General features: G+C 72.3%; 20 protein-coding genes and 1 riboswitch. Of the genes, 13 read left to right on the top strand and 7 right to left on the bottom strand.

Annotated elements, in window-relative coordinates; translation table 11 throughout:
• Positions 1–36 precede the first annotated feature (36 nt).
• A riboswitch (SAM riboswitch) is annotated at positions 37–148 on the bottom strand.
• Positions 149–481: 333 nt separating this feature from the next.
• The 5 genes from JHE00_RS03005 (at position 482) to JHE00_RS02985 (ending at position 4,959) form a co-directional block, all read left to right on the top strand.
• Positions 482–841: a hypothetical protein gene (locus JHE00_RS03005; protein ID WP_200314477.1), complete on the top strand. Its 360-nt coding sequence runs from the start codon at positions 482–484 to the stop codon at positions 839–841.
• Positions 841–2,094, top strand: coding sequence for a putative T7SS-secreted protein (locus JHE00_RS03000; RefSeq protein WP_200314475.1), 1,254 nt, complete (start codon positions 841–843; stop codon positions 2,092–2,094). The genes JHE00_RS03005 and JHE00_RS03000 overlap by 1 nt, the downstream gene beginning before the upstream one ends.
• Before the next feature lie 14 nt (positions 2,095–2,108).
• Positions 2,109–2,603, top strand: a complete 495-nt coding sequence (locus JHE00_RS02995) for a hypothetical protein (RefSeq protein WP_200314472.1) — start codon at positions 2,109–2,111, stop codon at positions 2,601–2,603.
• Positions 2,600–3,097 (top strand): YbaB/EbfC family nucleoid-associated protein, encoded by a 498-nt coding sequence (locus JHE00_RS02990; protein ID WP_200314470.1) that lies wholly within the window; start codon positions 2,600–2,602, stop codon positions 3,095–3,097. Before JHE00_RS02995 ends, JHE00_RS02990 begins: the two co-directional genes overlap by 4 nt.
• A 98-nt stretch (positions 3,098–3,195) precedes the next feature.
• The gene (locus JHE00_RS02985) at positions 3,196–4,959 is read left to right on the top strand and encodes an AfsR/SARP family transcriptional regulator (protein ID WP_200314467.1); all 1,764 of its coding nucleotides are present in this window, start codon (positions 3,196–3,198) and stop codon (positions 4,957–4,959) included.
• 42 nt (positions 4,960–5,001) lie between these two features.
• Here JHE00_RS02985 and JHE00_RS02980 read toward each other — a convergent pair whose 3' ends face one another.
• The 3 genes from JHE00_RS02980 to JHE00_RS02970 are packed head-to-tail and all read right to left on the bottom strand — an operon-like array spanning position 5,002 to position 7,812.
• The gene (locus tag JHE00_RS02980; protein WP_200314465.1) at positions 5,002–5,658 is read right to left on the bottom strand and encodes a DNA-binding response regulator; all 657 of its coding nucleotides are present in this window, start codon (positions 5,656–5,658) and stop codon (positions 5,002–5,004) included.
• Positions 5,634–6,764: a hypothetical protein gene (locus JHE00_RS02975; protein ID WP_200314463.1), complete on the bottom strand. Its 1,131-nt coding sequence runs from the start codon at positions 6,762–6,764 to the stop codon at positions 5,634–5,636. Before JHE00_RS02975 ends, JHE00_RS02980 begins: the two co-directional genes overlap by 25 nt.
• Positions 6,757–7,812, bottom strand: a complete 1,056-nt coding sequence (locus JHE00_RS02970) for a sensor histidine kinase (protein WP_200314461.1) — start codon at positions 7,810–7,812, stop codon at positions 6,757–6,759. The genes JHE00_RS02975 and JHE00_RS02970 overlap by 8 nt, the downstream gene beginning before the upstream one ends.
• 221 nt (positions 7,813–8,033) lie before the next feature.
• Here JHE00_RS02970 and ykgO point away from each other — a divergent pair, with 221 nt between their 5' ends.
• Positions 8,034–8,156: a type B 50S ribosomal protein L36 gene (gene ykgO, locus JHE00_RS02965; RefSeq protein ID WP_200314459.1), complete on the top strand. Its 123-nt coding sequence runs from the start codon at positions 8,034–8,036 to the stop codon at positions 8,154–8,156.
• Between the two features lie 54 nt (positions 8,157–8,210).
• On the opposite strand, the gene JHE00_RS02960 is transcribed toward ykgO, so the two are convergent.
• The 4 genes from JHE00_RS02960 to kdgD all read right to left on the bottom strand — a co-directional run bounded on the left by JHE00_RS02960 (position 8,211) and on the right by kdgD (position 12,145).
• Positions 8,211–8,804 (bottom strand): dihydrofolate reductase family protein, encoded by a 594-nt coding sequence (locus JHE00_RS02960; RefSeq protein ID WP_200314457.1) that lies wholly within the window; start codon positions 8,802–8,804, stop codon positions 8,211–8,213.
• Between the two features lie 98 nt (positions 8,805–8,902).
• A complete protein-coding gene (locus JHE00_RS02955; RefSeq protein ID WP_200314455.1) occupies positions 8,903–9,871 on the bottom strand; it encodes a 2-hydroxyacid dehydrogenase in 969 nt (322 codons plus the stop codon).
• Positions 9,872–9,890: 19 nt separating this feature from the next.
• The gene (locus tag JHE00_RS02950) at positions 9,891–11,228 is read right to left on the bottom strand and encodes an enolase C-terminal domain-like protein (RefSeq protein ID WP_200314453.1); all 1,338 of its coding nucleotides are present in this window, start codon (positions 11,226–11,228) and stop codon (positions 9,891–9,893) included.
• Positions 11,225–12,145: a 5-dehydro-4-deoxyglucarate dehydratase gene (kdgD, locus tag JHE00_RS02945; RefSeq protein WP_200314451.1), complete on the bottom strand. Its 921-nt coding sequence runs from the start codon at positions 12,143–12,145 to the stop codon at positions 11,225–11,227. The genes JHE00_RS02950 and kdgD overlap by 4 nt, the downstream gene beginning before the upstream one ends.
• A 92-nt stretch (positions 12,146–12,237) precedes the next feature.
• Here kdgD and JHE00_RS02940 point away from each other — a divergent pair, with 92 nt between their 5' ends.
• The 7 genes from JHE00_RS02940 to JHE00_RS02910 all read left to right on the top strand — a co-directional run bounded on the left by JHE00_RS02940 (position 12,238) and on the right by JHE00_RS02910 (position 19,522).
• Positions 12,238–13,143: a LysR substrate-binding domain-containing protein gene (locus tag JHE00_RS02940; protein WP_200314449.1), complete on the top strand. Its 906-nt coding sequence runs from the start codon at positions 12,238–12,240 to the stop codon at positions 13,141–13,143.
• 123 nt (positions 13,144–13,266) lie between these two features.
• On the top strand, positions 13,267–14,847 hold the full coding sequence (locus JHE00_RS02935) for an ABC transporter substrate-binding protein (RefSeq protein ID WP_200314447.1): 1,581 nt from the start codon (positions 13,267–13,269) through the stop codon (positions 14,845–14,847).
• A 1-nt stretch (position 14,848) separates the two neighbouring features.
• A complete protein-coding gene (locus tag JHE00_RS02930) occupies positions 14,849–15,778 on the top strand; it encodes an ABC transporter permease (RefSeq protein WP_200314445.1) in 930 nt (309 codons plus the stop codon).
• 19 nt (positions 15,779–15,797) lie between these two features.
• The gene (locus JHE00_RS02925; protein ID WP_200314443.1) at positions 15,798–16,772 is read left to right on the top strand and encodes an ABC transporter permease; all 975 of its coding nucleotides are present in this window, start codon (positions 15,798–15,800) and stop codon (positions 16,770–16,772) included.
• Positions 16,769–17,794: an ABC transporter ATP-binding protein gene (locus JHE00_RS02920; protein ID WP_200314441.1), complete on the top strand. Its 1,026-nt coding sequence runs from the start codon at positions 16,769–16,771 to the stop codon at positions 17,792–17,794. Before JHE00_RS02925 ends, JHE00_RS02920 begins: the two co-directional genes overlap by 4 nt.
• On the top strand, positions 17,787–18,809 hold the full coding sequence (locus tag JHE00_RS02915) for an ABC transporter ATP-binding protein (protein ID WP_200314439.1): 1,023 nt from the start codon (positions 17,787–17,789) through the stop codon (positions 18,807–18,809). The genes JHE00_RS02920 and JHE00_RS02915 overlap by 8 nt, the downstream gene beginning before the upstream one ends.
• On the top strand, positions 18,806–19,522 hold the full coding sequence (locus tag JHE00_RS02910) for a sulfite exporter TauE/SafE family protein (protein WP_200314437.1): 717 nt from the start codon (positions 18,806–18,808) through the stop codon (positions 19,520–19,522). The genes JHE00_RS02915 and JHE00_RS02910 overlap by 4 nt, the downstream gene beginning before the upstream one ends.
• Positions 19,523–19,592 lie beyond the last annotated feature (70 nt).

The raw sequence follows: 19,592 nt of genomic DNA, 5'->3' as shown, positions 1-19,592 counted from the left end.
GGGTGCCTCCTCGGCGGGTCCTGGGACCCTGCGAGGGGCCCGCGCTTGTCCGCCGGGTCCGGCGGACCAGGTCGTCACCCGGGGCACCCCACCACGGTAGGAGGGTTGCCGGCCAGCGAGCCGGGGCTTGACGCTGGCGCTCATGACCTAGGCGGGACCGTACCGGACGAGGCGGCTACGGCGCCAGTGGGGGCTCGCGGAACCAGAGTGCTCTCGGATCGAGAAATGCCTTGGAATAATTCACGGTGATTCTCCGGGTGCCGATTGTCGCTGTTCTCGCGATGGTCGGACGGTGGGTGTTCGGCGGTGGTTCGCGAGTGGTCATCCGGTGGTAAAGCGGTGGTAGCGGGGTTGCTCGGGGGTGGTCTGTGCCCCTTTTTTTGCTCGTTCCCGGAATTCGCGTCCACGTTGTTCGGCTCGCTGTTATTTTCCGTTTCGAACGGTGCGAATCTGGCACTTCTGGGAAACACGGGACTGGGGTATGACGGGTTTCGGGTCGGTGCCCGACGAGCTGAATCAGGTGGCGAACAGCATCAGCGACACGGCCGGACGCGTCGCCGGGCTGGTGTGGCGGGGGCCCAGTGGCGACTACGGGCACGCGGACGTGCAGTCGTGCTGGGGCGGCTTCATCGAGGACGCCAGGACGCGGCTGGAGTCGCTGCGCGCCACAGCGGAGGAACACGGCGGTGGCCTGGTCGAGGCGGCTCGCCGGTACCTGGAGTCGGAGCAGGACACCGGCGGAGTCGTCGCGAGCCTTCACGAGCTCGTCGAGGGCGAGGCTCCCGTCGCGGGCCGCCGCACGCACGGGATCGCCGACGTGCTCGGGGGAGGCGCGAACTGATGGCGGCACAGCTGGGACACACCCACGATCCGAGGGAGTTGATCCCCGGTCAGCCGGAGTCGATCGCCGACGACCTGCGGCAGCTGGTCGGCAACATCGAGCAGGTCACCGGCATCGGCGAGCTGCTCGGCGGTCTTGATCCCGTGAACTGGGTGGGCGAGGCCAGCAACGCGTTCCGGGACGCGTTCGGCACGGAGCCGCCGAAGTGGGGTCGGCTGGTGGACTCGGTCGCGCACGGCGGGCAGACCCTCGCCGGTTTCGCCGATGTCCTCACCTGGGGCCAGAGCGAGGCGCAGCGGGCGATCGAGCTGTACACACAGGCGCGGGCAGTGAGCCGGGCCGCCGCGGCGGAGCACCAGGCGCAGGCCGCGCAGGCACCGGGCGTCGTGCTCGCGCCGTTCCAGGATCCAGGGCGGGCCGCGGCCGCCGAGGCGCAGGCGATCCTGGACAACGCCCGGCAGCGGGTCGACGGCGTCGGCGCCGACATCGCGGCGCGGCTCGGCCTCGAATCCGACGGTCAGGGCGGCTACTCGCGCGCGGTCGAGCGCGAGGTCGGCTCGGAGCGTCGCCGGGAAGGCGAGTGGGGAAGCCAGGGAGAGCTGCTCGGCAATCGCGTGGCGGGTCTGCTGGAGTCGCTCGGCATCGAACTGCCGACAGCCAGCTGGGAGGGCTCGGCCGAGGCGAAGGTCGCCGGGGGAGAACTCGGTGGCGAGTTCGACGGCGGGTGGGCCACCGGTGAGGGGACACTGGGCGGCTCGGTGCTGGGTGCGGGCGCGCAGGCGAACGGCTCGGTCGACCCGCTGGGCGCGCGCGGCGGCGCGAGCGCGGAGGCATACCTGGCGAAGGGCAACGCGGAAGGCTCGCTCGATCTCGGCGGTGCGGCCACGGTGGCCGGCAGCGCCGAGGGGTACGTGGGCGCGGAGGCGAGTGCGCGGGGCGATCTCGGCTGGACGGGTGTCGACGTCGGCGCCGACGCCTTCGTCGGGGCGAAGGCGGCGGGCGAGGCGAGCGCGGAGATCGCCGGGGTCACCGCCGGCGCCACCGGCGAGGCGTGGGCCGGAGTCGGCGCCGAGGCGAGCGCCGAGTTCGGCATGGGCGAGGACGGGAAGTTCCACATCGGAGCATCCGCGGGGGTCGGGCTGGGCTACGGCGCCAAGCTGGGTGGCGAGATCGCCATCGATCCCGCCGCCGTCGCCGGCACCGTGTCGGGGGTCGCGAACGACATCGGCGAGCTCGCCGGCGGCTGGTTCTGACGGGGCGGGCACAGATGGCGACAACACTTCCCGTGCCGGTCGAGTTCTCCCTGCCGCAGGGCTGGCGTTCGGTGCACCCCGATGAGCTCGGCGCGCCGGGTGCCGCTTTCGTGGCCCTGCACCCCGCCTCCCGCGACGGGTTCACGGCCACTATCGCGCTCAGCGGCGAGCTGCGCGACGACGAGGTGCCGCTGACCCGGATCGCCGACGAGGCGGCTCGGCGGCTGCACCGCGGTGCCGTGGCACTGAAGGTCGGCAGGCGCGGCCACGTGGGTGGTCCGGACCATCCCGGCCTGACTCAGGTACTGCGACTGCGCGCGAGGATCTCTGGCGGGTTGACGGATCTCGTGCAGCTACAGGTGTTTCTGGCGGTGGGCGACGACGTGCGAACGCGCAGAAGGGCGGTGTTGCACGTCGCGCTCACCGCCACTCCGCGGCAGTTCGCCCGGCTCCTGCCCGGTTTTCAGGAGTTCGTCGCGACGATTCGGCCTGAGGGAGGCACGGTATGAGCGAGCACGGTGAGCAGCTGCTGCGCCGGATCGAGGCGATCGACACGGCGGCGGCCGGCACCAGGCGCGGCGCGGAGGCGTACCGGCGCATGGCCGAGGAGCTGGCCCAGGTCACCGGTACGGCCTCCACGCCGGACGGTCTGGTCACCGTCGTGGCCGGGGCGGACGGCTCGGTCGGCTCCGTGACCTTCGGCGCCGCCGCACGCCAGGCCACGCCCGAGCAGCTGTCGGCGGCGGTCACGCACACCATCGCGCGGGCCAGGGCCTGCGCGGCCAGGGCACAGGCCGACGTCGTGCGCAGGGGACTCGGCGACACCGAGCTGCTGGACCAGGTACTGGACTCCGACCGGCGCGTGTTCGGCGACCGCCCGCCCGTCGATCCCGGGCCACCACCCGGCTCCCGGCCCGCCGGACGCCACCGCGCCCGCGACGAGGACGACACCGCGGACGATTCCGGGGGTGACTTCCGGGTGCTGCGGCGGCGCGACGGCTGACTCACCGCAATTGAGGGCTCTCCGACCGACAGCACCGCGCCGCGTCCGTGGATAGCGTCGGCGCATTCCACACTGGCGGTGCTTTTCGGGGGAGGACGATGCGCGAGGTCAGGATCGGGATCCTGGGCGAACTGGACGTGCGGGTCGGCGAGCGGGCCGTGCCCATCCCGCGCGGCAAGCAGCAGTTGCTACTCGCCGCGCTCACACTGCGCCGCGGCCAGTTCGTCGGCACCGACGAGCTGATCGACCAGGTGTGGGCCGACGATCCGCCGCCGTCGGCGCGGACGACCCTGCGCGGCTACGTCAAACGGCTGCGGACCCGGTTCGCGAACGCGGGTGCGGGCGGCCGGCTCGTGATCGAGGCGCTGCCCGGCGGCTACCGGCTGGATGCGGCGGCCGGGGACACGGACCTGAGCCGGTTCCGCCTCGGGTGGCAGCGGGCGCGGGGGTGTGACGACGCCGTGGCGCGGCTCGAGACGCTGGGCGCGGCGCTGGCCTTGTGGCGGGGCCGTCCGCTCAGCGGGCTGCCCAGGATGGAATGGGTCGAGCAGGCCGCGGTCGGGCTGGAGCAGGAATGGCTGCAGGCCGTGGAATGCCGGATGGACCTGCTGATCGGCGAGGGGCAGGCCGCCGCGGCAGCGGTGGAGCTGCACGGCGTGCTCGCCGAGCAGCCGTTCCGCGAGAGCCTGTGGTCCCGCCTGCTGCTGGCGCTGCACCACAGCGGCCGCACCGCCGACGCGCTGCTGAAGTACGACGAGGTGCGGCGGCTGCTGGCCGACCGGCTCGGGGTCGAGCCCTCGGGCCAGCTGCGGGCCCTGCACCAGCGGCTGCTGCGCGAGGACCCGCCCACCGAGACCGCCGTGCCCGCCGTGTCCGTCGTGCCCGCCGAGCAGGGCGGCAGCGCGCCGACGGGCCGGGACAGTCTGGTCGCCGCTCTCGACGCGCTCGCCGACGCGGAGGGGGCGCCCGGCATCGTGGTGGTCGACGGGCCCGCCGGCGTCGGCAAGACCGCTCTGGCCCGCTACTGGGCCGACCACGCGGCACACCGCTTTCCCGGCGGTCTCCTCCACGTCGATCTGCGTGGTTTCCACCAGGACTCGCCGGCGTCGGCGCACGACGCGCTCGGCGAGCTGCTGTGCGCCGCGGGCACACCGGAGGCCGAACTCCCGGGCGGAGTTTCCGCGAGGGCCGCGGCGTTCCGGCGGCTGACGGCGCAGCGGCGGATGCTCGTGCTGCTCGACAACGCCCGCGACGCCGAGCAGGTGCGGCCGCTGCTGCCGGGTACGGGCAGCGTCGCGCTGGTCACCAGCCAGAGCCAGTTGCGCGGGCTGGTCGCCCGCGACGGCGCGGTGCGGCTCAGCGTGGCACCGCTCGGGGTGCGGGACGGTGCCGCGGTGGTGGCCGCGCTCGCGGGCCGTGAACTCGTGGCCGCGGACCCGGCGGCGGTGTACGAGCTGGTGGAGCTGTGCGGAGGGCTGCCGCTCGCGCTGCGGATCGCGGTGGAGCGGCTGGCCAGGGTGCCGGGACTGACGCCGGCCGCGCTCGTGCAGGAGCTTCGTCGCGAGGAGACCCGGCTCGATCTGCTGGCGACCGGGGACGGCGAGTACGCGAGCGTGCGCGCGACGCTCGGCAGGGCGGCGGCGCTGCTGCGGCCGGAGGAATCGGCCCTGTTGTACGCACTCGCCTCGGAGGCCAAGACCGACTTCGACGTGGACGACGCCGCGCGCCTCATCGGAGGCGACGGTGTCCTGGCGAGGGTGCGGCTCGACCGGCTCGTCGCTCTCAACCTCGTGGATCAGCGCAGCGTGCGCGGGTTCCACCTGCCCGAGCTGAGGCGGGTCGCGGCGGGCGAGCGGCCGTGAGGCGGGTGCTCGTGCCGGTGGGGGTCGGCACGAGCACCCGGCTCACAGGTCGTCGACCTGCACCAGCCCGTCCTGAATCGCCCTCGCCATCAGCGCGGCCTTGCTGCGCGCGGGCCTGCCGACGTTGGCGTACTTCAGACGCACCCGGTCCAGGTACGTCGTCACCGTCTTCGCGGAGATGTCGAGCCGCTGCGCCACCAGGTCGCGCGACTCGCACTGGAACCACTCGACCAGTACTTCCTCCTCCCGGACCGAGAGCTTCGGCCGGTCGGAGCGCGTGTTGGCGCTGAACGCGCCCGCGAGCGCGGGCGGGGTGTAGGGCCGGTCCTCGCCCGCGGCGAGGGTGGCGGCCACCAGGTGGTCGGCGCCCTCGGTCTTGGTGAGGAAGGTGAACGCGCCCAGGTCCAGACACGTCAGCGCGACCTGCTCGTCCTCGCGCATCGTGTAGACGATCACGCGCCTGCCCGCGTCGACCAGTCTGCGCAGGTCGCCGAGCGACGGCGCGCCCTGGCTGGAGAGCTGGAGATCGAAGACGACCACGTCGGCGGAGTCGCCGGGCGGCGTCCACGCCGCTTTGACCGTGCTGCCGCTGGCGACGACCCTGATCGGTGTCGGCGCCGCGGCGTACCAGTGCTCGATCCCCACGAGGATCGCCGGATGGTCGTCGACCACCGTCACCGTGATCTCGTCCGCGGCCATACCGCTTCCACCCACAGCCTTTCCTCGTCCGTCGTCCTGGTGATCTCGATCAGCTCCGGGTCCGCGAGGCCGCGCACGGCCTCGGCCGGCGCGTCGGCGACCACGCTCACCCGCACCGTCTCCGCGCCACGGACCACTGTGGCACGGGCGCGCGTGCGCGCCGACGCGAGCACGACCGAGGCGGCGTCCACCAGCTCGTGCCGTGCCCGTCTCGGGATGTCCCTGACCGCGCCGCGCACGGCGAGGTGCACCGACACCCCGTGCCGCTCGGCGATGTCGATACCCGCCCTCAGTTCGTGCACGAGGCTGTCGGCCACGTCGTCGCTCTCCGCGAAGAGCTGGCGCATCCGGGCCGCCTCGATCGCGCACCGGCGGCGGGTCCCCTCGTCGTCAGGGTCGAGCGTGCCCTGCGCCAGCCCCGTGAGCAGGGGAGCGGTGCTGTCCTGCAGCATGGCGTAGCGCGCCTGGTAGTCCTGGTGGGTGTTCTCCGCGATCGCCTCGCGGGTGCGCACCTCCTCCTCACGCCTGGACGCGTCCTCCGCGGCCGCCGCGGTGCGCCGGAAGAGCTCGGCGGCCAGCGCGACCGCGAACTGGAAGCCGCACACCGACACGGCGGCGATCGCCATCGCCGCCGTGACGATCGAGGGCGGCACTCCTTTGGCGAGCACCTCTGTGGCGGTAAGCGCCAGGTGCGCACCCAGGAACGTGCCGATCGTGCGCAGCGGCGCGTCGAACAGCAGCGCGAGCCCGTACCAGCCGACGAGGCCGAACGACCAGTCGTCGGCGGCGAGCAGCAGGTTCACCGGAACAGGCACCGAGGCGAGCACTCCGGCGAGCAGGCACACCACAGCGAGAACGCGGCTTCGCGGCCCGCACACCGAGCGGCGCACCAGCGCCACGGCCGCGGTCGCCGCCACCAGTGCCAGCAGGCAGAACGCGACGAGTTCCGGCCACCACGGGTCGTGGTCGTCCCGGTTGGCGAGCAGCTGCGGAAGGCACTCTCCGAACTGGACGGTCACCGCGACGAGGAGGATCGCGATCCTGGCGCCGTGCAGGAGACGATCGCGCACGTGCTCGGTGGGCACGTCGGTGAGCGGCTCAGCCATGCCATGTCCAGCGCACGGTGGTGCCCTCACCGGGAGCGGAGCGGATTTCCGCGAGGCCACCGACCTCGGCCATTCTTCCGGCGATCGAGCCGCTGAGGCCGCGGTGGTGGGGACCGACCTGGCCCGGGTCGAACCCGGCGCCGTGGTCGGACAGCTCGACGACCAGTGTGCCGTCGTCGTAGCGCGCCGCCCGCAGCGTGGCCTCGGGGACTCCGGCGTGGTGCGCGACGTTGCGGACGGCCTCCCGGACGCCGTGGGCGATCGCGAGCGCGGGCGCCGTGGGCAGTGGCAGCGCGGCGGGTGCCTCCCGCTCCACGCGCATCCCGGGATAGTCGGTGGCCTGCGTCAGCAGGGCGGCCAGGTCGAGCTCGCCCGTGCGCTCCCTGGGCAAGGTGGTGAGCGCGTCGAGGTCCTGCTTCGCGCGGCCGGGCAGCCACTGCTGGTTCGCCGCGCCGAGCGAGACCATCAGCAGCGTGGCGCTGGCGGTGTCGTGCAGGGTCGCCAGGTACTCGCGCTCGGCGGCGCGGCGGGCCGCCGACACCTCGGCCGCGCGTCGCCGGTCGGCGGCGCGCGCGTTGCCGCGGTCGGCCACGCGGGCGCGGGACCTGATGACGAGGTAGGCGGCACGGGACAGGCCCGTCTCCACGAGCAGTCGCACGCCGAGCAGCGTGACGTCGGGCAGCGGCCGGAGGAACGCGCTGCCCGCGACATAGGCGAGCGCCGTGGTGACCGACACCAGCGCTGCCACCCAGGGCCGGGTCGCGAGTTCGAACTGCATGCTGATCACGGTGATCGAGGCGATCGCGAAGGCCCAGCCGTTGAAGAAGCCCGGCGCGGTCCAGAACTGGGTCAGCTCCACCACCAGCACACCGGACAGTGCGACTCCGGCGACGACGGGCACTGGCGGAGTGTCGGCGCGCAGCCAGTGGAGGCTGAGCCCGCACCAGGCCACGGCGAGCGTGCCCGCGAGCGCGGCGGTCAGCTGCCAGCCCTCGGGAGTGCCGAGCACACCGAGGACGACGCACGGCACGACGACCAGGACGCGCACCCGGACGGCATAACGCTGAAACGCCGTGTTCAGGCCACGTTCCGTGGGACCCGCGAGGGCCCCGTGGGCAACTGTCACCGCCGTCCAGTCCAGTCCAGTCCACTCCTGTCTTGATCGCGAGCCGGCCGAGCTTATCGCCGCGCGGTCCGGTGAGCGTCACGAGGTCCCCGGCGTGAGTATAATGGGAATCGTTTTCAACAAGAACACGGGAGGGAGCGGCCGTGAAGGTTCGGAAGTCGTTGCGCTCGCTGAAGAACAAGCCCGGCGCGCAGGTGGTGCGGCGCCACGGCAAGGTGTTCGTCATCAACAAGCGCGACCCTCGCAACAAGGCCCGCCAGGGCTGAGCGGCGGGGTCCGCGTTCCCGGCCGCGCCGCCGGGAACGCGGACCCCGGCGCCGTCAGCCGCGCCGGTAGTGCACGCCCACCGCGCCGTGCGCGAGCGCCGTGCTCGCCACGAGTGTCCAGCCGGAGGCGGGCAGGCCCTCGGAGAACAAGCGGAGTCCACCGCCCAGCAGGCACGGCACCACGGCGAAACGCAGGTCGTCGAGCAGGTCCGCGCGCAGCAGCGCCTGGATCACGCTCGCGCTGTTGAGCACCAGGACGTCGCGGCCGGGCGCGGAGCGCAGTGCCTCGGCCTCGGCCACCAGGTCCCGTGCGATGCGCGAGTTCTCCCAGTCCGCCCGCTCCAGCGTGCGGGACAGCACCACCTTCTCCACGCTCTCCAACCACGTCCCGAGGTCGCGGGTGCGCGCGTCCGTGGCGGGATCGCGCGTGATCGCGGGCCAGACCGCCGCGAAGCCCTCATAGTTGGTGCGGCCCAGCAGAGCCGTGTCGGCGCCGCGCCACACACCCTCGAAGTACTCGGCGGTCCGCTCCTGGCCCGCGTGGGCGTACAGCCACGTGTCGTGCGCCGGACCCTGCGGCCCGCTGGTGTAGCCGTCGATCGAGATGCTGGCCCAGGCGATGATCCGGCGGCGCGCGGTGGCGGTCATGACGGTCTCCGTCCGTCTCGTGGCCGCGCCCGTCGCGCGGCCCTCACCACGACGTCGAAGACCGGCCGCCGGAATCGACACCCGGCGGCCGGAAAAGTTCAGGACGGGCTGACCTCCGGAACCGGGGTCACCAGCGTGCCCTCGGCCATGAAGTGGTCGAGGTTGCGGAAGGTCAGCTCGCCCATGGCCTCGCGTGTCTCCCGCGTCGCGCTGGCGATGTGCGGCAGCAACAGCACGTTGTCCAGTCCCAGCAACGGTTCCGGCACGTTCGGCTCGTCGGCGAACACGTCGAGCGCGGCGCCCGCGATGCCACCCTCCACCAGTGCGGAGACCAGCGCGGGCTCGTCGACCACGCTGCCGCGCGAGATGTTGACCAGGTAGCCGCGCGGCCCCAGCGCGCGCAGGACCTCCGCCGACACCAGCCCGTTGGTGGCGGCGCCACCCGCCGTGGCGACCACCAGAACGTCCGCCTGTTCCGCCAGTTCCACGGGCGAGGCCGCGTAGCGGTACGGCACGTCCTCGACCGGCCTGCGCGAGTGGTAGCTGATCCGCGCGTCGAAGCCCTCGAGCCGGGTGGCGATCGCGCGCCCGATCCGGCCGAGGCCGAGGATGCCGACCCGCTTGCCGCTGACCTTGGTGGTCAGCGGGTAGCCGCCCGGGGTCCACTCGCCGCGGCGCACGTAGCGGTCGGCGGCCGACAGCGTGCGCAGCACGTCGATCAGCCCGCCCACGGCCAGGTCGGCGACGCAGTCGGTGAGCACGTCCGGTGTGTTGCTCACGTCGATGCCGTGCGCGCGGGCGCGGGCCACGTCGGTGGTCTCGTACCCGACTCCGAAGTGGACGATGGCACGCAGCTTGGGCAACGCGTCCATCAGCTCGTTGCTCACACCGATCCTGGCGCTGGTCACGGCGGCGACGACCTCGTGGCCGTGCTCGGCGAGGTAGGCGGCCGGGTCGGGCTGCTCGGCCAGGCGCACGGTGTCGTGGTGGGAGGTCAGTGCCTCCTCCAGCGACTCCAGCAGCGGACAGACCTGCAGGACGATGCCCTGCGGGGCGGACTGGGTCATGGTTTCTCCTGCCACCGTGTCAGGCCCGGTCGAGGGCCGGCCGCTTCGGGTCGAAACTCCAGCCGGGGACGAGATAGCGCATCGCCGCCGCGTCGTCGCGGGCCCCGAGGGCTTCCCGACGGTACAGCTCGTGGGCGGCCTCCACCTGCTCGAGGTCGAGCTCGACGCCGAGACCGGGCTTGTCGGGCACGGTCAGGTGCCCGTCGGTGAGCGGGTACGGCTCGCGGGTGAGCCGCTGGCCGTCCTGCCAGATCCAGTGCGTGTCGATGGCGGTGATGTCGCCCGGCGCCGCCGCGGCGACGTGCGTGAACATCGCGAGCGAGACGTCGAAGTGGTTGTTGGAGTGCGAGCCCCACGTCAGTCCCCACGCGTCGCACAGCTGTGCCACGCGCACCGACCCGTTCATGGTCCAGAAGTGCGGGTCGGCCAGCGGGATGTCGACGGCGTGCTCGCGGATCGCGTGGCCGAGCTGGCGCCAGTCCGTGGCGACCATGTTGGTGGCGGTGCGCAGTCCGGTGGCGCGGCGGAACTCGGCGAGCACCTCGCGGCCGGAGTAGCCGTCCTCGGCGCCGCACGGGTCCTCGGCGTAGGCCAGGACTCCGCGCAGTCGCCTGCCGCGCGCGATCGCGTCGGAGAGCAGCCAGCCGCCGTTGGGGTCGAGGGTCACGTCTGCGTCGGGGAAGTGCTCCGCCAGTGCCGTGATCACCTCGACTTCCTCGTCGCCGGGGAGCACGCCGCCCTTGAGCTTGAAGTCGGTGAAGCCGTAGCGGGCGCGGGCGGCCTCGGCGAGCCGGATCACCGAGTCGGCGTCGAGCGCCTGCTCGTCGCGGAGCCGGAACCACTCGTCGGTGCTGTCCCCGGGAGCACCGCCGCGGTAGTCCAGGTCGGTGCGCCCGCGGTCGCCGACAAAGAAGAGGTATCCGAGCGCCGGGACGCGGTCGCGCTGCTTGCCCTCGCCGAGCAGCGCGGCGACGGGCTGCTCCAGCAGCTGGCCGAGCAGGTCGAGCAGCGCCGACTCGATGGCCGTGCACACGTGCACGGTCACGCGCAGGTCGAAGGTCTGCTGCCCGCGGCCGCCCGCGTCGCGGCCGGCGAACCGGTCGCGGACCGCGCCGAGCACGGCGTGGTGATCGCCCACGCGCGAGCCCTCGACCAGGTCGCGGGCCTCCTCCAGAGTGCTCGTGATCGCCGGCCCGCCCGGGACCTCGCCGACGCCGGTGCGGCCCTCGGAGTCGGTGACGATCAGCAGGTTGCGAGTGAAGAACGGGCCGTGCGCGCCGCTGAGGTTCAGCAGCATGCTGTCGCGGCCCGCGACGGGGACGACGCGATAGCCGGTGACGACGGGAACGGTGCTCATACGCGGGCCACCTTGTCCACGAGTGCGGTCAGTTCGCCGAGCTCGGTCTCGGTGAGATCGGTCAGCGGGGGCCGGACGGGGCCCGCGTCCCGTCCTACCGCACGCAGCCCCGCCTTGACGATGGACACCGCGTAACCGGCGCGCCGGTTCCGGATGTCGAGGTAGGGCAGGACGAACTGGTCGAGCTTCGCGTAGACCGCCGCGGCGTCGCGCTCGCGCACGGAGTTGTAGAAGCCGAGCGCGAACTCGGGCAGGAAGTTGAAGATCGCCGACGAGTACGTGGTCACGCCCATCTCGAGGTAGGGCAGCGCGTAGGTCTCGGCCGTGGGCAGCCCGCCGATCGAGAGCAGCCGGTCGCCGAGCTTGGCGTAGATGCGCGTCATCAGGTCGACGTCGCCGACGCCGTCCTTGAACCCGATGAGGTTGGGGCAGGTGTCGGTGAGCTCCTGGACCGCGTCGAAGGAGAACCGGGCGTTGGCGCGGTGGTAGACGATCACGCCGAGCCCGGTGGCCTCGCACACCGCGCGGACGTGCGCGACGAGGCCCTCCTGCGACAGCTCGGTCAGGTACGGCGGCAGCAGGAAGACGCCGGAGGCGCCCGCGGCCTCGGCGTCGCGCGCCATCGCCACGGCCTGGGCGGTGCCGTAGCCGGCGGGGGCGACGACGGGCTTGGTCTCGGGGGTCGCGGCCACGGCGGCGCGCACCACGGTGGCGACCTCGTCGGTGGTGAGGCTGAAGAACTCGCCGGTGCCGCCCGCGGCGAACACGCCGGAGGAGCCGAGCGGAGCCTGCCACGCGAGGTGCTCGCGGTAGCCGTCCTCGTCGAAGCTCAGGTCCGGCCTGGCGTGCGTCACCGGGAAGGAGAGCAGTCCCGCCCCGAGGGTCGTGCGCAGGGTCTCCGGGCTGAACAGCGTCATGTCGGCTCCAGGGTCGAAGGGATGTCCGAAGCGTAGAAGCTGCGGCGATACCGGTCTAACGCCAAGATCGCATCGGTTGATACCTTCCGCGCATGACCAGTCCGGCCCGGTTCACCCTGGAGCAGCTGCGCGGTTTCGTCGCCGTGGCGGAGGAGGCGCACTTCGGCAGGGCCGCGGCCCGCCTGCGCATCACGCAACCGCCGCTGAGCAGACAGGTGCAGAAGCTGGAGCGCTCCCTCGAGGTCGAGCTGCTGGTCCGCACGCCACGCGCGGTGCTGCTGACACCGGCAGGGGAGGCGTTCCTGCCCGAGGCACGGCGCATGCTCAGCCTCGCCGACGCCGCCCCGTCCGCCGCGCGCAACGCGGCCAGGGGCACGACGGGCAGGCTCCGGGTCGGCTTCACCGCGATCTCGGCGCTGACCGTGCTCGGCACGTGGATCCGCGTGGTCGGCAGCGAACTGCCCGACGTGGAGCTGACCCTCACCGAGCTGGTCACCCGCGAGCAGATCGACGCGCTGCTGGCGGGCGAGATCCACGTCGGGCTCGCGCGCGGCATCCCGGCCTCGGACCTGCTCAGCGCGCGGCGGGTGCACGCCGAGACCCTGGTGCTGGCGTGCCCGCGGGGGCATCCGCTCACCGAACTGGGCAGACCGCCGTCGCTGGCCGAGATCGCGGCGCACGACATCGTGACCTACGGCCCGGTGGCGGCCCGCTACCTGCACGAACTCGTCATCAGCACCTTCCACGGCGTGGGCGCGCAGCCGCGGTACGTGCAGCAGGTCGGTCAGGTGCACAGCCTGCTCGCGCTGGTCGACGCCGGGGTCGGAGTGGGCCTCGTACCGCGTTCGGCCTCGAGCCTGCGGCTGCCGAACCTGACGTTCACCGAGGTGAGCGGCCTGCGGCCGGACGTGGTGGAGACCCACTGCGTCTGGCGTACCGAGCACGACAACCCGGCGCTCGACGCGCTGTTGCGGCTGGCGGCGCCGGTTTCCTCTTGACGGCCGGTGGGGCCGGGCCTACGGTCCTGTCTACAAATGAAGACCGGAGTCGCATTTATAGACAGTGTCTTGCAGAGAATGCGATCCCGGCGACCCACCACACCCACAACTCCCGGAGAGACGATGCTGTCTTCCGTACCTCACCGCCTGCGGACGAGAGCGGCGACAGCCGCACTCTCCTCCGCCGTGCTGCTCGCGGCGAGCGCGTGCGCCGTCGCGAACAGCGACGGCGCTGGGGACGCCGGAGCCGCGGACGGCAGCACGCTGCGCATCGTGCTCGCCGAGGAACCGCCGACGCTCGAGCCGTGCGAGTCCTCCCTGACCTCCACCGGCGTGGTCGTGCGCTCCAACATCAGCGAGCCGCTCGTCGAGCGCGACCCGAGCACGGGTGACCTCGACCCGCTGCTGTCCACCGGCTGGCGTCAGACCAGTCCCACCACCTGGACCTTCGACATCCGCACCGGCGTGACGTTCCACGACGGAGCGCCGTTCACGGCCGAGGACGCCGCGTTCTCCATCGACCGCGCGGTGAACTCCGACCTCGCGTGCAATGTGGACGGTTACGTCTTCGAGGACGAGGAGCTCGGCGTCGAGGCGACGAGCCCGACCTCGCTCACCGTCACCACCGCGAAGCCGGACCCGATCCTGCCGCTGCGCATCAGCTTCGTCGAGATCGTGCCGAGGGGCACCAGCACCGAGAACAAGGTGCGCGAACCCGTCGGCACGGGACCGTACGCCCTCACGGGCTGGCAGACCGGCGTCTCGATCAGCCTCAAGCGCAACGAGAGCTACTGGGGCGAGCAGCCCGCGTTCCCGTTCGCCCGGTACGTGTGGCGCTCCGAGTCGAGCGTGCGCGCCGCGATGATCGCCAAGGGCGAGGCCGACCTGTCCACCGGGCTCGATCCCGAGGACGCGACCGAGGAGAACTCGATCGCCTACCCCAACAACGAGACCACCGCGCTGCGACTCGACGGCACGCAGGCCCCGCTCGACGACATCCGCGTGCGCAAGGCCATCGGCATGGCGATCGACCGCAAGGCCATCGCCGACACGTTGTTCGACGGCCTCGCCGAGCCCGCCGCGCAGCTCGTGCCCGACGGCGTCGTCGGCTACAACCCGGAGCTGACCAGCCAGCCGCCGCAACGCGAGGAGGCGAAGCGGCTCGTCGACGCGGCTCGCGCCGACGGTGTCCCCACCGACCGGCAGATCACGCTCGTGGCGCGCAACGGCCAGTTCCCGCGCGTGTCCGAGACGGCCGAGGCGCTGCAGTACCAGCTCGGCGAGCTAGGACTGAACGTGCGGATCCTCATGAGCGACACCGCGGCGCACCTGGAATACCAGCTGCGACCGTTTCCCGAGGGCGCGGGCCCGGTCGCGTTGCTGATCATGCACGGCAACCAGGCCGGTGACGCGGCCTTCACCACGAGCCAGTACCTGCTGAGCGATGGTCCACAGTCGACGTTCGGCACCCAGGAGCTGGACGAGCGGATCGCCGAGGCGGGCGAGCTGGCCGGGCCGCAACGTCAGGACGCCTTCGCCGACGTGCTGGCCTACCAGAACGAGCAAGTCGCGCAGTACGCCTATCTGGCGCACATGCGCGGTCTGCTCGGCATCGCCGACTCCGTGGAGTACGAGCCCAACTCGGCGACGGGCGACGAGCTGCGCCTCGCCGCCGTCCAGCCCGTGAAGGGACAGGGACGCTGACGTGACGACCTTCCTGCGCAAACGCATCGTCTCCAGCGCCATCCCGCTGGTGGTCGTGGTGCTGGGCGTGTTCGTGCTCGCCCGGCTCACCGGCAACCCGGTGGACCTCTACCTCCCGCTGAGCGCCACGCCGGAACAACGGGCCGCGTTCTCCGCGGCGAACGGGTTCGACCAGCCGATCCTGGTGCAGCTGTGGGACTACCTCGGGCAGGTGGTGCAGCTCGACTTCGGCGAGTCGCTGCGGACGGGCCAATCGGCGGGCGAGATGGTGCTCGAGGCGTTCCCCGCGACGCTGCAGCTCGCCGCCGTCACGATGCTGATCGCCATCGTCGGCGCGGTGCTGATCGGCAGCCTCGCCGCCTACCGGCCGAACTCACTGGCCGACCGGACCTCGAGCTTCCTGTCGATGACCGCCGCGAGCATCCCGGACTTCTGGTTCGCGATCATGGGTGTGCTGGTCTTCGGTGTGAGTCTCGGAATCCTGCCGACCTCCGGGGTCGTGGGCGGTCCCGAGGTGTGGGTGCTGCCCATCGCGACGCTGCTGATCCGCCCGTTCGGCGTGCTCGTGCAGGTGGTGCGCGGCTCGATGGTCGCCGCGTTGTCCGCGCCGTACGTCAAGGTGGCGCGGAGCAAGGGCGCGAGCGAACCGAGGGTCGTGTTCGGCCACGCGCTGCGCAACGCCACGATGCCCGTGCTCACGGTGGCCGGTGATCTCACCATCGGCCTGGTCAACGGCGCCGTGGTGGTCGAGACCATCTTCGGCTGGCCCGGCATCGGCAAGCTGATGATCGACTCGATCCTGCAGCGCGACTTCGCCGTGCTGCAGGCGGCCGTGCTGCTGACGGCCGTGACGATCTTCGTGCTGAACATCCTGATCGACGTCTGCTACGCGCTGCTGGACGCCCGCGTCCGGCAGGCCGTTCCGGCGTGAGCCGAGGGAGGGACGAGCCATGACCGCCACCCTGGACAAGCCAGACGGCTCCAAGGACGGCAAGAAGAACAAGGGCGTGCCCGCGGTCGCGAGCCGCCCGCCGCGCTGGTGGCTGCTGCTGGGCAGGGACACGATGGCCGCCGTCGCGGCCGTGGTGCTCGGCCTGGTGCTGCTCACCGCGCTCATCGGGCCACTGCTGCTCGGCGACGCCGCCGTGCGCCAGGACCTGAGCGCGTCGTTGCGGCCACCGTCTTTCGACCACGGCATCACGGGCCTGCTCGGCACCGACATCCTGGGCCGCAGCGTGCTCGCGAGGCTCGTCGAGGCGGCGGGCACCACGCTGTCGGTCGCGATCCCCGCCGTACTGTGCTCGCTGTTCATCGGTTCCGCGGTGGGCATGTGGGCCGGTTTCCACGGCGGCAGGCGGGAGAACATCGCCATGCGCGTGGCGGACGTGATCCTGAGCTTCCCGTCGCTGCTGCTGGCCGTGGTGGTGCTCTACGTGTTCGAGCCGAGCGTCGCCAACATCGTGCTCATCCTCGCCGTGGCGCGCATCCCGATCTACCTGCGCACCGCCCGCGCCGAGGCCGCGGAGCTCAAGAGCCGCCTGTTCGTCGACGCGGCCCGCACGTTCGGCACCACGAGCTGGGCCACGATCTACCGGCACATCCTGCCGATCGCGCTGCCGACCCTGCTGACCGTGGCCACGCTCGACTTCTGCTTCGTGATGCTCACCGAGTCGTCGCTGAGCTTCCTGGGCATCGGCATCCAGCCGCCGGATGTCAGCTGGGGCCTGATGGTGGCGCAGGGCAGGCAGTTCCTGCAGACCGCGTGGTGGATCGCCGTGCTGCCCGGTGTGGCCATCGTGATCACCACCGTCTCGGCCACCATCCTCGCCGCGTGGGTCCGCCTCGCCACCGACCCCGCGCAGCGCTGGCGGCTCACTCTGCCGAAGAACAAGCGTGGCAAGCGCACCCCGGAGGTCTCCGCATGAACCCGCTGCCCAGCACCGCGACGGCCGATCCGGAAGCCGCCACCGGCGAGCCCGCGCTCGCCGTCGAGAACCTGACCGTCGACCTGCATACGCCCACCGGCACGGTGCGCGCCGTCGACGAGGTCAGCTTCGCCGTCCACAAAGGCCGGACGCTGGCGCTGCTCGGCGAGTCGGGCTGTGGCAAGTCGATGACCGCGTTGTCGATCGTCGGCCTGCTCGACCCCGTCGCCGAGGTCGTGGGCGGCTCCGTGCGCGCGGGCGGCAAGGACGTGCTCACGCTCTCGCGCCCCGCGCGCAAGAAGCTCGCGGGGCCGGTGCTCTCGATCGTGTTCCAGGACGCGCTCACCGCGCTCAACCCGGTGCAGCCCGTGGGCAGGCAGCTGGGCGAGCCGTTCCGCATCCACCACGGCCTCTCCCGCCGCCAGGCCAAGGAGAAGGCGATCGAGCTGATGCGGATCGTCGGCATCCCCGAGCCGAGGGCCCGTGCGCGGTCCTACCCGCACCAGTTCTCCGGCGGCATGCGCCAGCGCCTGCTCATCGCGATGGCGGTGGCGCTCGCGCCGGACGTGCTGCTGGCCGACGAGCCGACCACCGCGCTCGACGTGACCGTGCAGGCGCAGATCATGCAGCTGCTGCGCGACCTGCAGGTGGAACGCGACATGGCGGTCGTGCTGATCACCCACGACCTCGCCGTGGTGGCCGAGCGCGCCGACGACGTCGTGGTGATGTACGCGGGAAACGTCGTGGAGACCGGCCCGGTGCGCGAGGTGTTCGGCAATCCCCGTCACCCCTACACGAGGGGACTGCTCGACTCCGTGCCCGAACGCGCCGAGAAGGGCAGTCCGCTGCCCGCCGTCGCGGGTAGCCCGCCGGAGCTGAGCAAGATTCCTCCCGGTTGCGTCTTCCAGGCGCGCTGCCCGCTCGCGCGGGAGCGCTGCGCCGAGGAACGTCCCGCCCTCACCGCCACCGGCTCCGGCCGCGCGGCCGCGTGCCACTTCTCCGAGGAGCTCGCCAGTGTCTGAGCCGACACCACTGCTGGAGGTCAGCGGCCTCCGCAAGTCGTTCCGGGTGGCCAAGAACAAGGCGGGCCGCAGCAAGCTGACCGCGCTGGACGGCGTGAACCTGACACTGGGCCGGGGCGAGACCCTGGGCCTGGTCGGCGAGTCCGGCTGCGGCAAGTCCACGCTCGCGCGCGTCCTGCTGATGCTGGAGCGGCCCGACGAGGGCACCGTGCGCTTCGACGGCATCGACCCGTTCACGTTGAAGGGCAAGGACCTGCTCGCGTGGCGACGTCGTGTGCAGATGGTGTTCCAGGACCCGTTCGCCTCGCTCAACGCGCGGATGACCGCCGCCGACCTGATCGGCGAGCCCTGGCGCACGCACCGCGACGTCGCCCCGAGCCCGCGCGAGCGCGAGGCGAAGGTGCGCGAGCTGCTGGAACTGGTCGGCCTGCGCGCCACCGACGCCCATCGCTATCCCAACGAGTTCTCCGGCGGGCAGCGGCAGCGCATCGGCATCGCGAGGGCGCTGGCGCTGCAGCCGGACCTGATCGTGTGCGACGAGCCGGTGTCGGCGCTGGACCTCTCGGTGCAGGCCCAGGTGCTCAATCTGCTCGCGGACCTGCAGGAGCGCCTCGGCGTGACCTACGTGTTCATCTCCCACGACTTGTCCGTGGTGCGCCACGTGGCCGATCGTGTGTCGGTGATGTATCTGGGCAAGATCATCGAGCACGGGCCCACCGAGGACGTGTTCGACCGTCCGCTGCACCCCTACACCGCCGCGCTGATGTCGGCGGCGCCGACGCTCGAAGAGGACGGCACGGCGGGCTCCGGCGAGCGCATCCTGCTCGACGGCGAGCTGCCGTCGCCGCTGGACCCGCCGTCGGGCTGCCGGTTCCGCACCCGCTGCTGGCAGGCCACCGACCGGTGCGCCACCGAGGCGCCGGACCCGGTCGGCCGCGCCGAGTCCGCCGACGCGCTGGAGCCGCACGAGGGGCGGTGCCACTTCCCGCTCAGCCTGACGCCCGTCGGCGCGTGAGCGGCGCCGGCTTCGCCGTGCTCTGCGCGGTGGTCGTGCTCGGTGCGTTGCTGCAGGTGACGATCGGCTTCGGGCTCGGCCTGCTGGGCGCACCGGTGATCGCCCTGATCGCGCCGGAACTGGTGCCCGCGCTGGTGGTGGTGCTCGCCACCGGCGTCACCGCCGTGGTGCTGCTGCTGGACCGCGCGCACATCGACCTGCGCGGCACGGGCTGGGCCCTGGCCGGCCGCGTGCCCGGCGTCGTCGGGGGAGCGTTGCTGGTGGCGTGGCTGCCGACCTCGGTGCTCGCGTTGTGCGTGGCGGGGATGGTGGTGCTCGGTGTGCTGGTGTCGCTGTGGGGCTTCGCGCCCACCCCGACGCGCAGGGCGGTCGTCATCGCGGGCATGGCCTCGGGAGTGATGGGCACGGCGACGGCGATCGGCGGGCCACCGATGGCGATGGTGTGGCAGCGCTTCGCGGGCCCGCGCCTGCGCAGCACGATGAGCGGCTTCTTTCTCGTGGGCTCGGTGATGAGCCTCGTGGCGCTGGCCTTCGCGGGCGCGGTGACGGTGGACAGTCTGTCCTACGCGGCACTGCTCGCTCCGGCGGCGGCGCTCGGGGTCGCGCTCGCGCGCCCGCTGGGCCACCGCCTCGACGTGCGCCGCACGCGTGCCGTCGCGATGGTGCTGGCGGTGACGGGCGCGGCGATCCTCACGGTGCAGCAGTTCGTGTAGGTCTCGACAACGGCGAGGAGTTGTCGAGACCTTCGCTGACCGGATGCGGCGTCGGGAAACCCGCCACGCA

The organism is Prauserella cavernicola (assembly GCF_016595675.1).
Lineage (GTDB): Bacteria > Actinomycetota > Actinomycetes > Mycobacteriales > Pseudonocardiaceae > Prauserella_A > Prauserella_A cavernicola.
The sequence above is the reverse complement of the archived record's forward strand: the minus strand, read 5'-3'. Positions and strand labels throughout refer to the sequence as shown.